16 protein-coding genes and 1 pseudogene are annotated in these 20,031 nt (G+C 67.4%); 4 read left to right on the forward strand and 13 right to left on the reverse strand.

What is annotated here, in order from left to right:
• The first annotated feature begins 128 nt into the window (after positions 1–128).
• On the forward strand, positions 129–698 hold the full coding sequence (locus tag GJ743_RS13815) for a helix-turn-helix domain-containing protein (protein ID WP_230386791.1): 570 nt from the start codon (positions 129–131) through the stop codon (positions 696–698).
• Positions 699–721: 23 nt separating this feature from the next.
• Here the strand turns inward: GJ743_RS13815 and GJ743_RS13820 are convergent, their stop codons facing one another.
• Positions 722–1,528 carry an LLM class flavin-dependent oxidoreductase gene (locus GJ743_RS13820; RefSeq protein ID WP_155052501.1) on the reverse strand — a complete coding sequence of 269 codons (807 nt, stop codon included), beginning with the start codon at positions 1,526–1,528 and terminating at the stop codon, positions 722–724.
• Positions 1,529–1,800: 272 nt separating this feature from the next.
• Here GJ743_RS13820 and GJ743_RS13825 point away from each other — a divergent pair, with 272 nt between their 5' ends.
• Positions 1,801–3,006 (forward strand): flavin reductase, encoded by a 1,206-nt coding sequence (locus tag GJ743_RS13825; RefSeq protein ID WP_155052502.1) that lies wholly within the window; start codon positions 1,801–1,803, stop codon positions 3,004–3,006.
• 281 nt (positions 3,007–3,287) lie between these two features.
• On the opposite strand, the gene GJ743_RS13830 is transcribed toward GJ743_RS13825, so the two are convergent.
• The 3 genes from GJ743_RS13830 to GJ743_RS13840 form a co-directional block, all read right to left on the reverse strand.
• Positions 3,288–3,992 (reverse strand): hypothetical protein, encoded by a 705-nt coding sequence (locus GJ743_RS13830; RefSeq protein WP_155052503.1) that lies wholly within the window; start codon positions 3,990–3,992, stop codon positions 3,288–3,290.
• A gap of 754 nt (positions 3,993–4,746) precedes the next feature.
• Complete coding sequence (locus tag GJ743_RS13835) at positions 4,747–7,359, reverse strand: glycoside hydrolase family 2 TIM barrel-domain containing protein (RefSeq protein ID WP_155052504.1); 2,613 nt, start codon at positions 7,357–7,359, stop codon at positions 4,747–4,749.
• A gap of 268 nt (positions 7,360–7,627) precedes the next feature.
• On the reverse strand, positions 7,628–8,176 hold the full coding sequence (locus GJ743_RS13840; RefSeq protein ID WP_155052505.1) for a MarR family winged helix-turn-helix transcriptional regulator: 549 nt from the start codon (positions 8,174–8,176) through the stop codon (positions 7,628–7,630).
• Between the two features lie 425 nt (positions 8,177–8,601).
• On the opposite strand from GJ743_RS13840, the pseudogene GJ743_RS13845 reads away from it, so the two are divergent.
• Positions 8,602–9,420 (forward strand): annotated as a pseudogene (locus GJ743_RS13845) (IS256 family transposase); the annotation flags it as partial.
• A 569-nt stretch (positions 9,421–9,989) separates the two neighbouring features.
• Here the strand turns inward: GJ743_RS13845 and GJ743_RS13850 are convergent.
• Genes GJ743_RS13850 through GJ743_RS13880 form a run of 7 tightly spaced genes read right to left on the reverse strand, consistent with a single transcriptional unit; the run spans position 9,990 to position 17,751 of the window.
• Entirely contained in the window at positions 9,990–11,066 is a 1,077-nt protein-coding gene (locus GJ743_RS13850) for a hypothetical protein (protein ID WP_155052506.1), read from the reverse strand.
• A gap of 7 nt (positions 11,067–11,073) precedes the next feature.
• On the reverse strand, positions 11,074–12,525 hold the full coding sequence (locus tag GJ743_RS13855; RefSeq protein WP_155052507.1) for an ATP-binding protein: 1,452 nt from the start codon (positions 12,523–12,525) through the stop codon (positions 11,074–11,076).
• On the reverse strand, positions 12,522–14,168 hold the full coding sequence (locus GJ743_RS13860; RefSeq protein ID WP_129232915.1) for a hypothetical protein: 1,647 nt from the start codon (positions 14,166–14,168) through the stop codon (positions 12,522–12,524). The genes GJ743_RS13855 and GJ743_RS13860 overlap by 4 nt, the downstream gene beginning before the upstream one ends.
• A complete protein-coding gene (locus GJ743_RS13865) occupies positions 14,165–15,565 on the reverse strand; it encodes a hypothetical protein (protein ID WP_155052508.1) in 1,401 nt (466 codons plus the stop codon). The genes GJ743_RS13860 and GJ743_RS13865 overlap by 4 nt, the downstream gene beginning before the upstream one ends.
• Positions 15,565–16,209, reverse strand: a complete 645-nt coding sequence (locus GJ743_RS13870) for a hypothetical protein (protein ID WP_155052509.1) — start codon at positions 16,207–16,209, stop codon at positions 15,565–15,567. Before GJ743_RS13870 ends, GJ743_RS13865 begins: the two co-directional genes overlap by 1 nt.
• 41 nt (positions 16,210–16,250) lie before the next feature.
• Positions 16,251–16,538, reverse strand: a complete 288-nt coding sequence (locus GJ743_RS13875) for a hypothetical protein (protein WP_129232918.1) — start codon at positions 16,536–16,538, stop codon at positions 16,251–16,253.
• A gap of 19 nt (positions 16,539–16,557) precedes the next feature.
• Entirely contained in the window at positions 16,558–17,751 is a 1,194-nt protein-coding gene (locus GJ743_RS13880) for a MinD/ParA family ATP-binding protein (RefSeq protein WP_328289189.1), read from the reverse strand.
• Positions 17,752–18,056: 305 nt separating this feature from the next.
• Between GJ743_RS13880 and GJ743_RS13885 the strand changes: the two genes are divergently transcribed.
• The gene (locus GJ743_RS13885; RefSeq protein WP_155052511.1) at positions 18,057–18,368 is read left to right on the forward strand and encodes a MarR family transcriptional regulator; all 312 of its coding nucleotides are present in this window, start codon (positions 18,057–18,059) and stop codon (positions 18,366–18,368) included.
• A 22-nt stretch (positions 18,369–18,390) separates the two neighbouring features.
• Here GJ743_RS13885 and GJ743_RS13890 read toward each other — a convergent pair whose 3' ends face one another.
• Positions 18,391–18,756 (reverse strand): hypothetical protein, encoded by a 366-nt coding sequence (locus GJ743_RS13890; protein WP_155052512.1) that lies wholly within the window; start codon positions 18,754–18,756, stop codon positions 18,391–18,393.
• A 178-nt stretch (positions 18,757–18,934) separates the two neighbouring features.
• On the reverse strand, positions 18,935–19,654 hold the full coding sequence (locus GJ743_RS13895; protein WP_155052513.1) for a hypothetical protein: 720 nt from the start codon (positions 19,652–19,654) through the stop codon (positions 18,935–18,937).
• Positions 19,655–20,031: the final 377 nt, after the last annotated feature.

Below are 20,031 nucleotides of genomic sequence, written 5' to 3' on the forward strand. Positions count from 1 at the left end.
GGATGCCTCCACGATCTGAGGTGAGCGACGGATTCTCGCTCGGGTTACTTTGATACTATATGTGTACTCGTAAACGAGTACAACCCGGAGCGCGGTCGGCTCCCCCGAGGCCTGCGAGGATGGCAGCTATGACCAACCACGTCGACGCGCTCGCAGACAACGTTCGGCGCCTCCGCGAGGCCCATGGGCTCTCCCTCTCCCAGCTCAGCGAGCGCAGCGGCGTGGCCAAGGCGACGCTGTTCAAGGTGGAGCGCGGACGCACCAACCCGACCCTCGACACGCTCATCGCGATCGCCGAGACGTTCGACGTCTCCGTGCCCACGCTCATCGCGGCACCCCCGCGCGCCGACGTCGAGGTGCTCCGCGACGGCGAAGGCGTCGACATCAGCGACGACTCGTCCTTCGGCCGGGTGCTCCGCAGCCAGGTCATCGGTGCAGGCTCCCTTGAGATCCACGCCCAGACCTTCCTCGACGGCAAGGCCGAGACGAGCGCCTCGCACGGCTCGGGCGCACGCGAGCACGTGTTCGTCCGCAACGGGTCCATCCGCGTCGGACCAGTCGGCCAGGAGCAGGTGCTGCACGCCGGCGACTACGCGACATACCCCGCCGATCGGGCACACCGCTGGCAGGCGGTCGACGGCGACGCCTCCATCTGGATCGTGCACACGTTCCCCCGCGCGGCGGCGTTCGCCGAGTAGGCCGCGTCTGCCGGCAACGCCGCTCACACCGTGCGCGGCAGGTACCGCGCTGCAGCGCGCACAGCCTCGACGCGCGGCGGGATGAAGAGCACCAGCCGCTCGGCGCCCAACGCCTCGAGGCGGTCGTAGCCCGCCGAGCCGGCTCGCCACTCGGGGTCGCTCGCATCGTCGTCCGGCCCCGTGTGCGCGATGATCCGCACGTCGCCCGCACGACCCGCGTCCGCCCGGGCCCCGCGCGCGATGTCGACGAGCTGCTCGATGCCGGGCGCAGCATCGCCGTACCCGTCGACCGCGGCGGCGATGCCGTCGGCATGCCGACCCGCGAGCTTGGCCGCGAGCGGCCCGAACGCGCCGAAGAACAGCGGCGGCACCGGTTCGGGCTGCAGGAAGTGGTCGTGCGCCCAGATCCGGTGCAACTCCGCGATGTACGCGCGCACCGAGGCGCGCCGCTCCGCCGGCGGCGCAGGCCGACGGCCGAACGCCATCTGGTCGCGCGAGTAGACCTCGCCGTCGTTCGTCCCCGCACCGAGCCCCATCCAGAGCCGCCCGCCCGCGATCTCCTGCAGCGTGGCCGCGGCCACGGCGGTGGTGCCGGCATCGCGGTTGGCCACGTTGAAGACCATCGAGCCGATCGTGATCTGCTCGGTCACCGCGGCCGCGACCGCCATGAGCGTCCAAGGGTCGTGGCTCCAACCGCCGCCCATCGACAGGTCCATCAGCTCGTCCGAGAACGACACGCCGCCGAACCCCTCGTCCTCGACGGCGCGGACGGCGTCGAGGACGTCGGCCGCGCGCTCGTTCTCGACGCGGATGCAGAAGTTGATCTCCATCCGCCCATGGCAGCCGCACACGGCATCCCCTCGCAATGTGCGGGCCGACAGCGGGCGACGGAACCGGAGTGCACGCCGCCCGGACCGCGATCATGTTGTAGATGGTGCACAGCGATCGCCTTCGCGAGCCCGCCGGCGCCGCACAGGTTGTTCACCGTGCACAAATGAATGCCGCACTCCTGTATCGACGAACCTCGGATCGCGCACCGCGCCGCGGGTACCGTGACGTCACGCCCAGCACACCGGCGTGCTCGTGAACAGGAGGTCGAGGGATGACCATGACACACACCACGCAACCGGCCGACGCCGCCGCCCTGTCGGCACGGCAGAAGTCGCAGTGGTGGCGCACCGTGCTCGGCGAGTACCCCACGGGCGTCACCCTCATCACCTCGGTCGACAGCGACGGCAACCCGATCGGCATGGTCGTCGGCACGTTCTCGGCCGTCTCCGAGGAACCACCGATCATTTCGTTCATGCCGACCTCGACCTCATGGAACGCCGCCCGCATCATCGAGACCGGTCGCTTCGTCGCCAACGTGCTGGGCTCGGGCCACGAGACGCTCTGTCGCGAGTTCGCGCGCGGCGCCGACGACCGCTTCGCATACGGAGTGTGGGACACCACGCCCGACGGACTCCCCCGCCTGCGCGACGCCGTCGCCTGGTTCACCGCCGACGTACGCGACACCGTGCCGGCCGGCGACCACCAGATCGTGCTGGCGGATGTCACGAGCCTCGGCGTCGGCGACGGCAGCTGCGGCCTCCCGCTCATCTTCCTCAAGGGCGGGTACGGCTCGTTCACGGTGCCATCGCTGCAATTCGACCTCCACCAGTTCGGCGAGCAACTCCGACTCGTCGAGGCGATGGGCGGCACCATGGAGGAGTTCGCCCAGCGCGCCGACGTCGAGTGCATCCTCTCGACCGTCGTGCGCGACAGCGTCGTGGTGCTCGCCGCAGCGAACCTACGACCCAACCGGGGCCTGTCGAGCATGCTCGGCATGACATTCCCGTTCGCCGCACCGCTCTCACCGGCGCTTGCGACTTGGTCCAGCGAGGAGGCGCACAAGCTGTGGGTGGAAAGCTCGCGGCACCTCCTCGGCCAAGTGGACCGCCCGGTGCTGCAGGCGATGCAGGATCGCGTTCGCGAGCGCGGATACGCCATCTCGCTCGGCACGGCGATGGACGAGGCGTTCGACGTCGTCGTCGCGAATCCCGACACGAGCCGCGCCGAGCTCGCCGCGCTATGGACGCAGGTCAACGAGGAGTACCGGGCGCTCGCCGACAGCCGTGAGTGGTACCGCGAGGTCAGCTCCTTCCAGGTGCCGGTGTTCGACGCTGACGGGCACGCGATCGTAGAGCTGGTCGTGAGCGGCTTCGGCCCGGGCGCCGACTGGGAGCGCTTCGATGCGATCACCCGCGGCGCGCAGGAGACAGCGCGTCGACTCACCGAAACGATCGGCGGGCGCGACCCGCGCGACTGAGCGCGATGGGGCTTCCGCTCCAGGCTGCGCCATGCGCGATCACATGGATACACGCCACGGCGATCTGGGTGCCCAGCGGAATCGGCCGTCAGGCCTGCTGCGTAGGCGGGTTGCAGTCTGGGTTCGCTCGCCCGCCAGATGCGATGGGGACGGGCTAGTGGTCGCGCGAGGCTGCATCAGGCGGGTGCGTTCGCACTCGACCTCGGGGCTCTGGATCGTCGACATCATCGCGGCCGGCTTCACCACGGTGCCGCACGAGTAGTGCGGATAGCCCGACACAGCTACGACGAGCTGCCTGGCCAGGCCGCGGCCTCCGGCACGCTGATACAGAACTCAGCCACGATGTCGACCGACGCCGGATCCGCCGGATTCTTCGTCTGTGCCAGCGCACCCGCAATATACGCGGCCTGCAGGTCGATCGCAGCGTCATAAACTTCACGGGGCAATCCGTTGTCGATGACGCTGCTCAGCACGAGCAATTGATCCTGATCCTCGGGGGCTCGCTCCGAGGACGAGCTCGCGACAGTGGCAACTCTAAGCGCGGCGTTGCAGAACGACCGCGCGTCTTCCGCGTTGATGCTGCCGTCCGCGGAATCTGGACCCTTCGACATTGTTAGTCGGACACCGACGCTCGCACACGCCTCACCCACCTCATACGACTGGTCGACCCAGGCGAAGAACGCAGTGTTCTGATCGTGCACACTGACGGATTCCGAACCCCGAGCGACCATCGCCCGATCGTAGGATTCCAAGTAGGCACCGAGGGCCTCCTTTACCTCACTGTCTGACTCTGCGATACTCAGCGCCTCGGTGATTCCGGTGCGAGTGTCCGAACCGGGAGCACCGGAGCTCAGGCCCGAAGGTCCGCTCATCCTCGTGAAGACTTTGGCGATCTCCTGACATGCGAGCACGTTCTTGTTCTCACGATCCTGAAGCTGAATCATCAACGCGACGACCGCCACGACCACGCCGACGATGGTGGCCACAGCTGCGCTGATCCCCAGCCACGCGGCGACTGAGCTCTTGCCGTTGCCCGAAGAACGCGTTCTCGGAGCGGGGCGTGCTCCGCGACGGCCACCACTTGCACTCATTGCACCCTCGTGTGAGATCGACGTTTGCCCAACGATATCCACCAATGGTGCAGGCGGCGGCCACCTGCAATCACGGCATCCTGGAGCGAGCGCGAAGGTCTGCGGCTCCGGCCAAAGTCCGGATAAGCGTTGAATAAGCGTTGAACGCGGATCACTCCGACGCGATCACCCGCGCGAGAAATGCCAGATCAGCGGCGCATTGGACGATAGGTCCAATATTCGAACCCACGACACCGCCGAGACCACAAGCAAGTCTCGCCGCATCGAGAAACGACAAAACCCCCGGATGACCGGGGGTTTTCGTGTAGCGAGGGCGGGACTCGAACCCGCGACACCACGATTATGAGCCGTGTGCTCGTATTCGCGGCGTGGAGCCAGGATGTCTGGGTTTCAGAACGGCGAGATCACGGCCGTTTCGGCTCACAGTGACCTCTGCTGGTTCACGGCTCGAATGGCCCAAGTGTGGTCAAAATGTGGTCAGCCTCTGGGGCGGCGTGCCATGGCCAGCCATCGCTTTGACGCGCCGGGCGCCCGGTGCGGGCAGAGCGAGGAACGGTGGCCCGCTGACTGCGATGCGGGCCACCGTCCCGGCTGTCGACCGATGTTGGCCGGCCGAACTCGTGGAGCGTTGATCAGGAGGCGGTCGTAACTACCGTGCCTTCTCTACTTTCACCTTCACCTTTGCCTTGATCTGCCCGGATCCCTTGTTCGCTTCGGCTGTGGCGGTCACAGTGACGTGTGGCGCGGTTCCGTCCGGTCGTACGATTACGAGTGCTTTCCCGGAGAACGCCCGGCGTACGTTGCTGTCTGCGTACCGTTCCAGGCTGATCGGGTTGCCGTTGTCGACACCGACGATCTCACCACCGGTCACGTCGAAGGTGATCCTGTTGTCGGCATCGGGGACGAGGACGCCCTTCTTGTCGAGCACGTCCGCTGTGATGAACACGAGTTCTTCGCCATCGGGTGAGGCGGTCGACCGATCCGGTGTCAACGCCAGCTTCGCCGGAGCTCCCGCGGTCGACACGACGTCCTTCGCGACCAGTTGTCCGTCTCGATAGGCCTCGGCGCGGAGCGTACCGGGCTGGAACGGAACGTCCCAGGTCAGGTAGAGCTTCCCGTTGGCGCTCACCCGATACTCACCGCGCGGCCCCGTCTTCGTCTCGAAGGCCTTCTCCTCGATCAGTTGGTCGTTGAGGTACAGCTTCACCGAGTCGGCGTTCGTGTATGCCCACACGGTCACGGTGTCACCGGTTGCCCAGTTCCATTGCGGGAGCAGATGAACCATGGGTTCGGTGGTCCACTGGGACTGGTACAGGTAGTACAGGTCCTTCTTGAAGCCGGCGGTGTCGACCATGCCCGAATACGAGTTCTTCGGCTGCTCCAGTTCACCGTTGGCGTTCGTCCGAGCGGTGACACTTGCGTAGGGCGCGGTCTCACCGAAGTAGTCGAATCCCGACCAGAGGTAGGAACCGAGCACTCGCGGCTCCTCGTAGACGTGCCGAAGGGAGGTCGACGAGTCGAAGAGGGCGGGGACCCCGAACGGGAACTCGTTGTCGTAGGAGGATGCCTGCCACGATTCGGGGTAGGTCGGCTGACCGTTCACCGGATCGACGAGATCCGCGAACCGACCGATCAATCCCTTCGGGTTGTAGTAGTAGCCCCGGCTGCGGAAGCCCCAGGATGCCTCGGTCTGCAGGACGACGCCGTTCGGATGCGACTGCGAGATCGACCGCAGCGTGTTCCGGTCTCCGTAATTAACACCCGGAATATCCAGGACGTTGCGAATTGCCGCATAGGGGTCGCTGGGTTGCTGCGACTGCTCGCCCCACGTGGTCGGGCGTGTCGTATCGATCTCCTTGACCCACTGGTTCAGGTTCTGGGCGTCCTGAATCGCTTGGACACGAGCGTCAGGGCTGGCGACATTGATCGGAATCTCGTTGCCGATCGACCACATGATCACGGCGGGTGAGTTCTTGTCGCGCTGGACCATCTCCTGGATGTCCTGCTTCGCATCGGTGGGGAAGAACTGGGAGTAGTCGTTCGAGGTCTTGGCGACACGCCACTGGTCGAACGCCTCCTCCAACAGTGTGATGCCGAGCTTCTCCGCCTCCTCGATCAGGACCCGCGAGCCCGGGTTGTGTGAGATTCGGACCGAGTTCACGCCAGCGGACTTCAGGATCTCGAGCTGGCGCTTGACCGCGCTCCGGTTGACCGCAGCGCCGAGAGCGCCCAGATCGTGGTGCATGTTCATACCACGGATGACGAACGGCTCGCCATTCAAGTACGCACCCTGACCATCGACGCGGAAGGAGCGAAGGCCCGTCACCGTCTGGTATGTGTCGACCAAGCTGCCGTCGACCGTGACGTTGGAGATGACCGTGTAGAGGTAGGGGTCTTCAGGCGACCACAACCGAGGGTCCGGAACGGCGATGCTCTGACTGAACACCTCAGCGCCAGCGGAAGCAACCGATTTGGCCGGTGAGACCCCATTGGCTACTTCCACACCTGAAGCATCGATCACGGACGTCTCCAGCGCGACGTTCTGCTCGGTGCCGGAATCATTCGCGATGGTCGTCTCGACGGCGACGTTCGCGACGCCGTTCGACACATCAGCTTCAAGCGTCGGGGTCGTGACATACGTCCCGTGCCGGTCGACGTGGACCGTGTCCGTGACCGTCAGCGTCACGTCCCGATAGATGCCGCTTCCCGTGTACCACCGGGAGTTCGGCTTGATGTTGGACACGCCAACCGCGATGACGTTCGCTCCCCCGTCTGTTCGGACGAGGTCAGTGATGTCAAAGCTGAACGACGTATAGCCATAGTTGTGGACCCCGAGCTGCTGCCCGTTCAGGAACACCTGGGTGACACCCATGACACCATCGAAGTCGACGCTGATCCGCTTCCCGGACGCTGATTCCGGCAGGGTGAACGACTTCCGATACCACCCGTCGCCAGCCGGCAGCAGACCTTCGTTGCTGGTGGTCGATCCGCCTGGAGCGAAGTCCTGATGAATCGACCAGTCGTGCGGCACCTGAACCGATTCCCAGGACGAATCATCGAACCCCGGCTCCTGCGCACCATCGGGGTCGCCCAACGCGAACCGCCATCCGTCATCAAAGTCGACGCTCCGGGCGTCCACGGCCACGCTCGTTGGCGCTGGCGCGGCCGCCGCAGGCTGAGCGAGCACGGTCATGCCTCCACCGACGAGCACGGCCGAAACGACGAGGGCACCTAACCGCCGGCACAGTGTCTTGAGTTCCATTTCCACTTCTCCATTGAGGTGAGTCGCCGGCCCGTTAGCGCTAACATTTCGCGATGTCAGAAAAGTGACCGGTCACATAGTGTCGCAGCGGACACTATCATCGTGGCTTCCTCGGCGCAAGGTGGCCTCAACGGAGCTCAGCCCCTCCACCGGCGGATCCGCGAGCCGCGGGAGCCTTCGCTCACGAAGGCGAGCCTGTAGCCCGGACACCGACGACGACGGGTCTTCAGATGGGTTTGGCAGCACCGCCACCGAACACCCCGCCGTCTCAGCTGGACGAGAGCCGGACTGCGGTCAACGTTTCGAGGTCCTCCGCGAGCCGCGGGAGCAGCCGCTCCAGGGCATCGACATCCGGCTCGGACCAAGCGCTGAAGAGAAGGTCGTAGAACCGTCTGCCCGTGGCTGCAAACTCGTTCGCGAAGGCCAATCCCGAAGGTGTGAGCTCGACGAACACCGATCGAGTATCCGCAGCATTCGTCCTTCGTTGAACGAGGCCAATGGATTCGAGACGAGCGACGATCTTGCTGACGTTCGCACGACCCGTACTCAGAATCTCCGCCAGCTCGGCCGGGCGGAGTGGACCTCGTCGGATCACCTCCGTCAGCAAACGGAAGGCCGATTCGTCCCCCCGCAAAGGAAATCCGGTCGCTTCCATGGAACCTTGAAGCACGCGCCTAGACTGCGACCACAGGACGATCCGCTGGACGCCATCGGCGATGAGCTGCGCACGCTCAACCGAGTCCGACGATCCGCTCTCAGCGCCGATCGGCAGGACGATTCCCTGCTTGCCCTCCGACTGGACCGTCACCGACACCACCCCACATCGAACCTAGCGCCACCGCAACTTGAGTGTCGACCGGCACGGTCGGCCGCACCCGCGACCCGCCAGGCGCCGTCGATACGACGAGGGTACCTGCCCTCACAATCACCGGCGGCTTGCTGCCTGATTCTGCCTTCTCATCCGCGCGCGACCTTGGTGCGAACCTCCATCGATTAGATACCGCGCGACCCATATGTCAAGTTCGAACGATGTCTCAGCCCTCGCTTACCGGTGGGATTTGAACCCGCATCCTTCCATCAACAGGCCGCAGTTGGGCCAAGATCCGCAAGAATTCAAGCTTCCTCGATCATCTTGAACAGTGCAGAGACCGCTCCGATTGCCGCGGATTGGGGACTGTCTGATTTTCGGTGTTTCTGGGTCGGCCTGACCGGAAGGAACAGGCCGTGATGGACACGACCGAGATGATCGATCCCGTGACGGGAGAGATCATCGATGAGCAGCAGCTCGCTGAGCAGCTGCTGAAGCAAGCGAAGGAACAAGGCGTTGACCTGCTGGGCCCGGACGGGCTGCTGAACGGCTTGACCAAGCGGGTGCTGGAATCCGCGCTCGAGGCGGAGATGACCGAGCACCTCGGCCGCGACAAGCACGAGCCCGCCGAGGGCGGCAACGTCCGCAACGGCACCAGGTCCAAGACCGTGCTGACCGAGGTCGGCCCGGTGCAGATCGATGTGCCGCGGGACCGGGACGGGTCGTTCACCCCGGCGATCGTGAAGAAGCGGCAGCAGCGCCTGACCGGCGTCGACGAGATCGTCCTCTCATTGACTGCGCGCGGGCTGACGACCGGTGAGGTCGCGGCGCACTTCGACGAGGTCTACGGCGCATCCGTGTCGAAGGACACGATCTCGAGGATCACGGACAAGGTGATCGAGGAGATGACGGACTGGGCCAACCGGCCGCTGGACCGCGTCTACCCCGTGGTGTTCATCGACGCCCTGGTCGTGAAGGTCCGCGACGGGCAGGTGCAGAACAAGCCGTTCTATATTGCCGTCGGCGTCACCGTGAACGGCGAACGCGACATCCTCGGCATCTGGGTCGGTGACGGCGGCGAAGGCGCGAAGTTCTGGCTCGGAGTGCTGACCGAGATCAAGAACCGCGGCGCCGAGGACGTCTGCATCGTCGTGTGCGATGGCCTGAAGGGGCTGCCCGAATCGATCAACACAGTCTGGCCGCTCGCGACGGTTCAGACCTGCATCATCCACCTGATCCGGGGCACGTTCCGGGGCAGTCCCTCCCATTGTCCTCGACGCTAAAGCCTGTGATGATCTTGAGCGGTGCGCGGCCGGGAGCTCCGGTGCCGAGGTCGAACTCCGCCTGTGCCTCTCGATGGATTCGAACCGTGAGACGACCTCGACCAGCGGCATCGTTGGGGAACCGACTGTCGATCGCCTGAATACCGTTGACGACCGCTTCGTGGAGCGGGAGTAGCGCATGGGTTTTCGGCAGCGTTGTGTTCCGCACCCGACCTGCCAGCGACGTCTTCAGCGCCATGATCCCTCTCCTGTGTGCTCGTTGTCATGGACGGTAGACCCGGTCACTGACATGTCATCGTGCTCGCGGCGTCACCGCGAAGCCGACCGACACACCGCTTTCTACTCACTGGGCGTCGCCAGCGCCTGCTTCCGGAACGATGCTTCGAGCGGAGCGCCCCTCGGGTCCGCGCTCAAGCTAGTTTCGCGGGAGCACGAGCACGCCGCATCGACGACAGTACGCGTGGCCGCGATTCCGCATGCACCGTGTGCCACAGTTTGGACAGTCAGGTTCCGTTGCGGCGATCAGGGATTCGAGTTCCTCAGTACACATTCGCCAACCCGGTGAGAAGTGAGCCAGAAGCGTTAGGGAGGTCGACGTGCAGGTGGTTGCAGCTGTCGTCGAACTCTTCGAGATTGCGAAACGCGATCGCACTACCTACGGCGGCTCGACACTGCGCCTGGCCGACGCGGGCTCCGGCAGGCATGGCGGGGTCGAGCATCGAGATGAGGCGTACGGAGTATGAGTCGGCACCAGTGAGGGCATGTCCGTCGAGCGAGTAGAAGTCGACGGCGTGGCCACCGCCTTTCGTCCAGTGTGAGGAGTTGGTGCCGGCGCCGAGGAGTGAGCCGGTGCAGTGTCGGTTGAGGTCGCTGATGCCGACGGTGTCGAAGGTGCGGACGGCGAGGACGATGACCTGCAGGGTGCCGATCTCGATGCCGCATCCGGGCACGTTGCGGCCTACGGCGATGTCGGTGATCTGCTCGAGGTAGCGAGGCTCGAGCACACGGAGCCGGCCGGCCTCGACGGCCGCGGCGAGTTCCTGTGCGAGCGTCGTCGCGTCACCGTCGATGCCGCAGGCGCCGGCGCTGGATGTGCTGGTGAGTGCGTTGACGACTTCGACGGCGGCTGAGTAGTAGGGCGTGTAGTGGTCGGGGTCTTGGTTGATCTGCACGGTGTGCGCTGCCAACGATGGCTCTATGGTGTCCCAGCTGGGGACCTGGGCGAGTCGGCGGAGGAAGGCTGTGGCGGCCGTTGCGAGGTTGAGTCGGTCGGCGCGGGTTCCGTAGGACTCGCCTTGTTGGAAGACGCCGATGGTGGTGTTGTCGACATGGTCGCCGTGGTCGAGATTGCGGAGCGAGCTCTCCCCCATCGCGGTCATCACCGCGATCGTGGCCGCGCGGGGCGGCAGGCCGAGCTTCGCGGCAGAGTTCATGATCATCGCGGCGATGCCGAGTTGGGTACCGTCGTATCCGGCGACCGGGCCTGACTGTTCGGCGGTGGTGGGGTTGATGGTGCCGCCGCCGCAGCTGGCGGTTGCGGTGTTGAGCATGAATGCGCCGCCGAGGAGGGTGCCGAAGATGATCGCGCCGGCGATGCCGATGTTCCGGGCCCGCATCCGCTGGTCACCGGTTCCGCTCGGTGGGGGCGGCGAGAGCTTCGTCGGTGTTGGTGACGTCGATTTCCCAGTTGGAGCGGATGTGTTGGACGTGGGTTTCGGGGTGGGCGCCGTACTTGAACACGTAGTGGCCGTCGCGGAGACGGGTGATCTGGTCGGTGGTGTCGGGGTCGAATCCGAAGGTGTCGGTGCACCAGGCGGCGTCTTCAGGTCGCCCTTGCCGGAACACGTAGATGCTCTGGGCTTCTTGGATGATGGTGACCCCGGGTGAGTCTCGGGGAACGTCGGTGCCCTTGTGCATGACGAACACGTTCGCGATGCCGAGACCGCGGGAGAGCTTCTGGTTGGCCTTGATCAGGCGCGCAGATGGGCCACCGATCATGTGCCAGCCCTCTTCGTAGACGACGGTGGTCGCCCAGCCGCGGTCGGCGCGGAGCCGGCCGAGCATCCACATGTTCCCGATCGCCATCACGACCGGCACCGCGGGCCCGTCGTCGGGGAGTTGGGAGATGTCGAACGAGGTGAGCTTCCCGGTCAGGTCGACGCTGGCCGAGGTTTCCCCATCGAGCAGGCCGGCGTATTCGTCGAGGAGCCCGTTCAGCGTCCACCGCACCGCGAGGCCCGCATGGTGGAGCGCGTCCTTCGCGCTCGGTGAAAGGTCCCGGTACTGGTCGTCGTCGATGACGCCCAGGTTCGGGACCACGTCGGCGAGGGTCGGCACCCGACCGTCCTCGAACTTCGCGAGGGTGCGCCGGAGCGCGGCCCGGAGTGCTTCATGTTCGGCGCCGTCGAGGTGCTGGTCGTCGCGGGCGAGGCGGGCGATGGTGGCGAGGAGGCGGGCTTGGCCGCGGGTGCCGGTGCCGCGGGCGATGACGGGGTCGAGGAGGTTGAGCCGGGTGCCGGTGCCGTCTGCGGTGAACCTGATGGGTTCGGTGCCGTACCGGCGGACGACGTTGGAGTATTCGCCTTCGCCGGCTTGGTCCTTCTTGTCGAACACGACCGCCCGCCGGCCGGTGAGGACGAGGGGGCGGAGCACGCAGACGGTCTTGACGAAGCTGGATTTGCCGGCGCCGACGTCGCCCATGACGACGGTGTTTGGGCTGGAGACCTCCCGGGGTTGCGCGTTGTACGCGGTGATCGGGTCGTGGGTGACCGAGGTTCGGGAGAGCACGTCGCGTCCGTTGACGACCCCCTTGGTGCCGGTGGGCGGTCCGATCAGTGCGGTATTGAGGATCTCCGCCTGCCGGGTCGATGTCGGCGCACCGACCACGGAGGGCGCGTAGTGCCCGCGCGCGGCGGCGCGGTGGTTGGTGCGGAGGGGTGCGCCAGGTCGTTCCCACGGGACGAGCTCGGTGGTGTGCGCCGCCTGCTCGGCGGGCGTCGTCTCGGGTGGTGGGGCGAATGCGCGGAGGACGGGGAGGGACCAGATCCGGCTCGTGGCCGGGGTGGTGTCGGTCATGTGAGGGCCTCCTTCTCGGTGCGGCCGGCGAGGAGCCGGTAGGCGCGGGCGGACAGTGACCGGTCGGTCGCGGTCTGGCCGCGGCCGATGGGCCAGGTCGTGCCGGACGCGGCGGCCTGGTAACTGTCCTGCCAGTCGAGGTACTCGATCCCGAGCGCGGTCTGGCAGGCTTCCTCAAGCTGCCGGGACGCACGGGCGAGTTCGTCGCGGGAGCGTGCCGAGATCGTGACGTACCCGGTCCAGGCGACGCCGTGGTGCCCGGTGCCGGCGCGCAGGTCGGTGCGGCGGCGGCGGGACGCGGTCATTGCGGTGCTGGTTTCGTCGAGGTCGACGGTGCCGTGCTCGGTCTTGGAGATCGCGTCGGCCTGGTCGCGGACGAGGTCGCGGTTCGCGGCCGCTTTCGCTTCCGCGGCGGGTACGAGGTGGAGGTGGAAGCTGACTGTGCGGACGAAGTCGAGGTCGCGGCCGATGAGCAGCTCCAGCATCCACAGCTGCGTGCGGCCGCCGGTGGAGAGGTTGCGGGCGTCGATGCGGGCGGTGCGGTGCCACCAGGTCACTGGTGCCCCGGTGACGGGGTCGCGGTCGTCGACGATGTGGGCGGAGAACTCGTCGTGGCTGGGCAGTCCGGTTCGGGAGGGGTGTACGTCGGCGACGTAGTCGAGCGGGCGGGACGGGTTCTGCTGGTGCAGCATAGCCGCGGTGACCTGCCGTGCTGAGAGCACCTCGACCGCGCCCATGCGCGCGTCGACCAGGCCCCGGTACACGGAGCCGATCTCGGTGGCCATCAGGTTCCGCCATCCGTCGCGGCCGTCGCCGTGCTTCGCGGCGGCGGCGGTGAACTCCGGGGTGAGTGGCCACTTCACGGTGATGAAGTGGCGTTGCACCATTGCCCCGTCCCCGGTTCGGCGCAGCACCTCCTCATAGGACGCCCGTGCAGCTGGCGGGGCGGTGGGGTCGAGGTTGTTGAGGACCCAGAACTCCTGCAGCGCGGTGTCGGCGGGCAGGACTCGGGTGACGGTCTGCACGTCCTCGACCAGCACCGAGGGAACAGCACGGGCCGCGAGGAAGGCGCCCCAGGCGGTTGCGGCGCGGTTCATCACGGTGCGGGACTCGATGCCGCGGAGTTGCCCGCTGACGGTGAACACGACCGACAGGTACGCCGGTTCCCCGACGGGTGCGTGCCAGGCGATTCCGGGGATGCCGCGCCCGTACTGCAGCCAGCCCATCCCGTCGGCACCGTCGGGGTTGGCCCGCATCCCGTTCAACGCGCGCCGCGCCTGCCATTTGGCGTGGCGGCCTTTCGCGTCGCAGGCGGCTTGCTCGAGCTGGTCCCACGCGGCGACGTCGTACGGGACGAACGCGTCGGTGCCGGCCTGGATCCGGTCCCGCCACCGTCGCCGCTTCTTCCGCCGGCCGAGGATCGTGCCCCGGTGCGTGCGCGCGGTCAGCACCAGCGTCACCACCACCGCGACCAGGCCGAACAGCAGCGCGGGCCAGCCGATGAAGATGGTGAGCAGCATTGACGCGAGCACGACGACGATCAGTGAGCTGGTGCGGGCCTTCGAGCTCGTGCCGCCGAAGAAGGACCGGTGCCCGGCCTCCCCGCCGAGATGCCGGACCACGGGCGCCTGTGTTGGGGTCATGGGCGGCTCCCTCCGATGACGCCGTCTTCCATGGGTTCGACGGCCTGCTCGGCGGCGGCGTTGCCGAGCTGCTGCCCCGCCTCCGCGGCCTTCAACCCGGCCGCGGCGATCAGCGTCGGTACCCCGATCGCCGCCCCAACCCCGGTCGCGGACTCAGCGGCACCGGCCGCGGCGACCGTCTCCGCCGCGCCCGCGGTCGACGCCGCACCCGTTGCCGCGGCGGCTGTGCCGCCCTCGGCACCTGCGAGGCCCGCCGCACCGGTTGCACCGGCCTCGCCGACGGCGCCGGCCGGTCCTGTCTGGGCGGCGGCGACATCCGACAACCCACCACCGTCTGCCCCGCCAAGCTCGCTGACCGGGACGTCGGCGGCGGTCGTTTCCGACATGGCGGGCTGCGGGCTCGTGGCAGCATCCACGGGTTGGTCGGCGTAGCGGTTGGTGGCTTCGGTCATGCTGGCCGGACCGATCTGCTGGCCGTTCAGCGTGGGCCCGTTCGTGCCGCCGACACCGGCGGGCATCGGGATCGGCGCGAACTTCAGCAGCATCAGCGGGGCGAGCGCGGCGATGTAGATCGCCAGCAACGACACGATGAACGTCACCAGCGCCTGCAGGGCGTCCTTCTCACCGAGGGTGGTGACGTTGCTGGCCATCAGCCCGTAGGCGGACCCGAGGAGGAAGAACAGCAGCGGGTGCGCGGCGAGGATCCCCAGCCAGAGGTACCCGATCCGGAAGCCCGCGTCGCGGCCGTTCGGAGTCGTCACCCACGCGAACACGAGCGGGGCGAGGATCCCGGTGAAATACAACGTGACCAGCTGCACGATCAGCATCAGCACGACCAGGAACAACCCGACCACCATGCACAGCATGAGGATGATGCCGATGAACACTCCCCCGGTGATCCCGGCCGGGTCCGCCCGCTCGATCATCACGACCAGGGTGTCGACGACCTCGGCGTAGTTGCCCGCGATGCCCCACCCCATTACGGATGTCGACAGGGCGTGGAAGAACTGGACCAGCAGGATGCCGAACATCGGCCCGAACATCGCGCCGATCATGAACGCGGGCCAGAACAGCACGATCGAATCCAGCAGGTCTCGGCCTGCCATCGTGCCCCGCGCGACCCGGACGAACTGCGGCAGCAGCAGCACGATCGCGACCAGGATGCCGCCGGCGAACGAGATCGCATACGCGTTGAGGAACCACTCCGCGCTCAGATCCGGCATCGTTGCCGTCCCCAGCGCGGGTAGCACGTCTTGCGCCAACCCCGACGCGGCATCCTTCAACATCTGGAACGTGTTCCCCGCCGGGTCCTGCCAGAAGTTGATCGTCCCACCGATCGTCTCGCCCAGTCCGGTGAGGCTGCAGAGTGGGTTGTCGCACGGGTCGAGCGTGAGCATCAGCAGCCTCCGGTGAAGGGCGTCCCGATCGCGAAGAGTTCCTCTGTCGTTCGATCGAGACTGGCCTCGTCGAACTGCCATCCGTCGTCTGCCCAAGTAAGGGTGAAGGTCTTGGCCATCCGGAAGGTTGGGTGGAGCTCACCGTCAATCACGAGACCCGCGCCGACGGTGACCACCGCGTCGACGTCGGAGTACGACTCGAGGTGCCACACGCCGGGCACGGTCGACAGATGAAAGGGCGTTCCGTCTGGAACGAGGGATCCGGATGTGTTCGGGTCGTCCGCGTAAGCGGAGGCGAGGTCGTACGGCGACGAGCTGGCAACCAGTTGCTGCTCGAACTGATCGATGTCGTCGACCGAAGGCACCGGATATTGGTGCATCCACCGCAACACCGCCGCCGCAACTTCGACGGCGCCATTGCTGGTGTGAGGTGCCTGGTCCTGCGCAGCGAGAACCATCGCAGCATCGCGAGAGCCCCCACCGAGGCATCCAGTGGGGTCAGCATCGAACGTCGGCGTGGCGGTCGCGTCGTCGGACGTCATGGGCGCGGCGTGGTCGCCGTCGGCGTTCCATCGGTCGGTGATCCAGACGCCGCCGGCGACGGTGAGCGCGATCGCTGCAGCGGCGGCAAGGATCCAGGGCACGATCCGTCGAGGTGGGCGAGGTTGTGCGCGCACGGCCGGTTTCAGTTTCCGAAGATGGCGAGGATGGCGCCGACGATGACGGCGACGGCGGCGAGGAGGCCGAGTCCGAGGCCGGCCCAGAGGGCTTTGGTGCGGGCGTTCTTGTATTCCATGGGGTTGCCGTTGGAGCCGCCGGCTGCGGAGAGCTGGGCGAGGCTGATGATCAGGAACGCGGCGCACGCGATCAGGGCGAGGCCCCAGAGGCCGGCCATGAGTTTCTGCCAGAGTTCGGTGAACTCGGCGCCGAAGATCGCGAAGTCGGGGACGATGCCGTCGAGAGGGTTTTGCATGCTGGTGCTCCTTGCCTGGTTATCGGATGCGGTGCTGCAGGGAGGTGATGGTCTCGGCGGCGAGCCGGGTGAACGCCCGACGGGTCGCTGGCGCGAGGCGGTCGAGGGTGAGCTGCCCGCGTTCGGCGATGTGCGCGTCATACGGGACCTCGAGCACGACGCTGACCCGGGCGGTGTCGAGGAGTTCGGTGATGCGGTCAACGACGTGAGGGTGCTCCGGACGTCCGTCCGTCAGGCGGACGATGATCGCCTGATCGGCGAGCTCAGCGGCGTGGCCGCCGAGGCTGCGCAATTCCTCGAGCATCGCGAGCGCTTCGAGGACCGCGTCGCCGGCGTTCAGCACGGGGACGACGAGGACGTCGGCGGCGGCGGTGGCGGCGTGGAAGGCGTCGGAGCTGGGTTGGTTTCCGGAGTCCATGACGCGGATCGCGTAGTACTCGTCGATCACCGCGGCGACTCGGCTGACGGCGTCGCGGGTGAGGCGCTCGCGGCGGCCCGGGGAGCCGATGACAGCTGCGAACGAGGTCTGCGGAGCGGTGTAGCCAGCGAGCTGCCCGGCGGTGCGGATGGTGTCGATGTCGCGGACGAGTTCGCCGATGCCGCGCGGCGGCGTGCCTTCGGCCCGGAACGCGAGCGCGCCGGGGTCGTCTGCGACTTCGACGATCGCGACCGAGCCGCCGCGGATCGCGGCGAGTGTTCCGCCGAGCAGGAGCGAGACGGGGGTCTTCCCGGTGCCGCCCTTGCGGTTGGCGACGAGCACGCTGACCGCCCTGATCCAGGTCGCCTGCCGGATGGTCTGCTCGTCCCGACGGACCGCATCGGCCTGCTCGCGTTCGGCCTGCTCGGCACGGCCCGGCGCGACCCGGATACCGAGCCTGCCGAGCAGCCCGCGCATCCCGGTCGATGCCACGACGGATGCGTGCGGGGCGGTGAGCGAGACGAACTGCTCAACGCTCAGCTCCGCCGCGGGTGGCGTCGTCGTCAGGGTCGCGTCAACCGTCGGATGCGGGTCGGCTGGCAGCTCGACCTCCGGTTCGGTGTCGTGCTGCTGCCGGGCGATCGCGCGGATCTCGGCGAGCTCGGCGCCGTGGATGGTGTGCGGGCTCTCGACGTACCCGGCGGCGCGCTGCGCCCCGGCGAACACGCCCGGCGCCGCTGCGTCCACGGGCGCCGCGGGGGTCGGCGCCTCGGATGGTGTTGATTCGGTCGGCACCTGCGCGTGGGATCGCGGTGCACCGCAGGCGGTGCAGAACTGGGACCCGAGCTGGTCCGACCCGCACCGCCCGCATGCCTGGGCCGCGTCCTTGACCGCGATAGCGTTGGTTGTCGGCTCGTTCATCGTTCCCCCTTCACCGCCTCGCGGCGTGACCCCCGTTTGAGGGTAGTGGATGGTTCGGATGTGATGTCGGGCTGTGGAGAACGACGTGATCGAACCGCCACCATCGTGAGAACAAACCCGCTGAACCGGGCCGAGAATTCTCCGCCCCGCCGACCGAGCGGCTGGGGCAGAATGTGGGAATGCCGGCCCGTGTCGATCTCGTGGACCTGCCGCCCCGTGCGGCGGCGGCGCGTGACGCGGTCGCGGGGCATGCACGGGTGGCGGTGCTGCGGTTCCTGTTGGATCATCCGGACTCGACCCGCCCGGCAATCGTGGCCGGCACCGGGATCAGTTCGGGTGGGGTGCGGTCCGCGCTGGCCGAGCTCGAGCAGCTCGGCTTCGTCGACGCTGATGCAGCGCAGCCCCGGCGCGGGCAGCGGGTCCGGTACGCCGCGAACCGGCGTGTACTCACCGACGACCTCACCGCGTTCGTCGCATGGATGCTGCACTGAATCCGCACGATGCAGCGGGCGATCAGTGGCCGGCTTCATCGGCCCAGTCCGCGATCAGTTCGGCGAGCTCGTCATCGACGCTGCGCCGGGTCCGTGACTGTATGAGGGTGGGCAGGAATCCGCGGATGGCGGCCATGCCAGCTTGTGCGGTGGGGTGGGTGCCGAGGCTGACGAGGAGTCGTTGCCGGTCGGTGGTGCGGATCTCGATGAGCGGGTAGTGCTCGGCGTCGATGGCCCCGTGCAGGTGGTGACGGCGGGCGAGGTTGTTGCCGAGCATGCCGCGCACGGTGGCGACCTGGTCCAGGTTGACCCAGGTGTCCCGGTTGGACGGCAGCGGTTCCCCGTCGCCGTTGAGGTCGGTGATCGCGATCCTGATGAAGTTCGCCATGCCGTTCGTCCCCTCGCCTCGTGTACAGTCCGTGTGCGGTTCAGGCTGCCGGGCGGGAACCGGACGACGGGTACGTCGGTGGCGGACTGTGGACGGATCCGCCTCTCAGGGGGAGTGTGAGGGGCGCACCCCTCACCGCCCGTGGGCCGGCCGGGGCCGGTCCCACGGGCGCAGGGGGTTAGGTGAAGTCGGGCAGGAGTTGCGGCTTCGGGAAGGTGCCGCCGTGCTCCTCGAGCACGGCGGTCGCGATCCGCATCGCAGTGTCGAGCGTCATCCCGACGGGGCGAATCTGGGTGCGTTGCGCGCGCCGCAACTGCTGGTGGCGGTGTTGGCGCGCGACACGTTCGTCCCGGCCGACGATCGTCGCCCAGATCGGGTGTTCGGGCTGGACGGGACCGTAGCCGGGGTGAACGATCGCCCACTGAGTGAACGGGAGGTGCTGGGCGTGGCGGGCGAGCACCTCCTCCGGGTTTTCGGCCACGCGCGCCGCCCACGCGCGGGCGGCCTGCCTGCGCTGCGCGATCCGCTTCGTGGTGTGCTGGTCGGCGGCGATCATTGGTGTGGGCATCATCGCGAGCGTGGACGCGTGCACGTACTTGCGGCGGTTCGCGGTGAAGTGCGCCGCGAGCACCGCGCGGCGCTGCTGCTCGGCCTCACGTTCGGCGGCCTGCCGAGCCTCGCGTTCGGTGCGGGCGGCCTGCACGGGCTTGCACCACGCGACCATCTCCCGCATGGCGGCGAGCAGGTTGTGATCCAGCACCGCCTCCCGTGCGATGTGTTTGAACTTGTGCACCGGCATCCGTTCCATCCGGTCGAAGAACGCGGCCGCCTCGGCCCGGTTGATCTCAACCTGCGAGGCCGCATCGGCCACGGTCCGCGGAGTGGTGTGCTGGCGCATGGTGGGTTCTCCTTCGCATTTGCCTCTCGGGCGATTAGCCCCGGCAGGCCATGCCTGCCGGACGCCGCCGTGAAGGCGTGCGAAGCAGGAGGCTCCGCGCGAAGCCCCAAGGAAGGCGTGGCGGAAAGAAGTCGCGAAGGAGCGCCAGCGACGAACGCGTCTTGTTTCCGACACGGCGACGACGGCTCCGCGTGGAGAAGCGCAGCACGCTAGGCGAGCACCGAGAGGTGCCAACAACACCGGCCGCCCACCGGGCGGCTCCACACAGCGAACACCGCCGGCCGGACACGGCCGACCACCACCTATGAAGTGCTCGGAACCGGGCCCCGAGCACGCCCCGGAGCTGGGCCGCGGCGCGGCCGAATCGGACGCCGCAG

The sequence above is a fragment of the Agromyces bracchium genome (assembly GCF_009709675.1).
Taxonomy (GTDB): domain Bacteria; phylum Actinomycetota; class Actinomycetes; order Actinomycetales; family Microbacteriaceae; genus Agromyces; species Agromyces bracchium.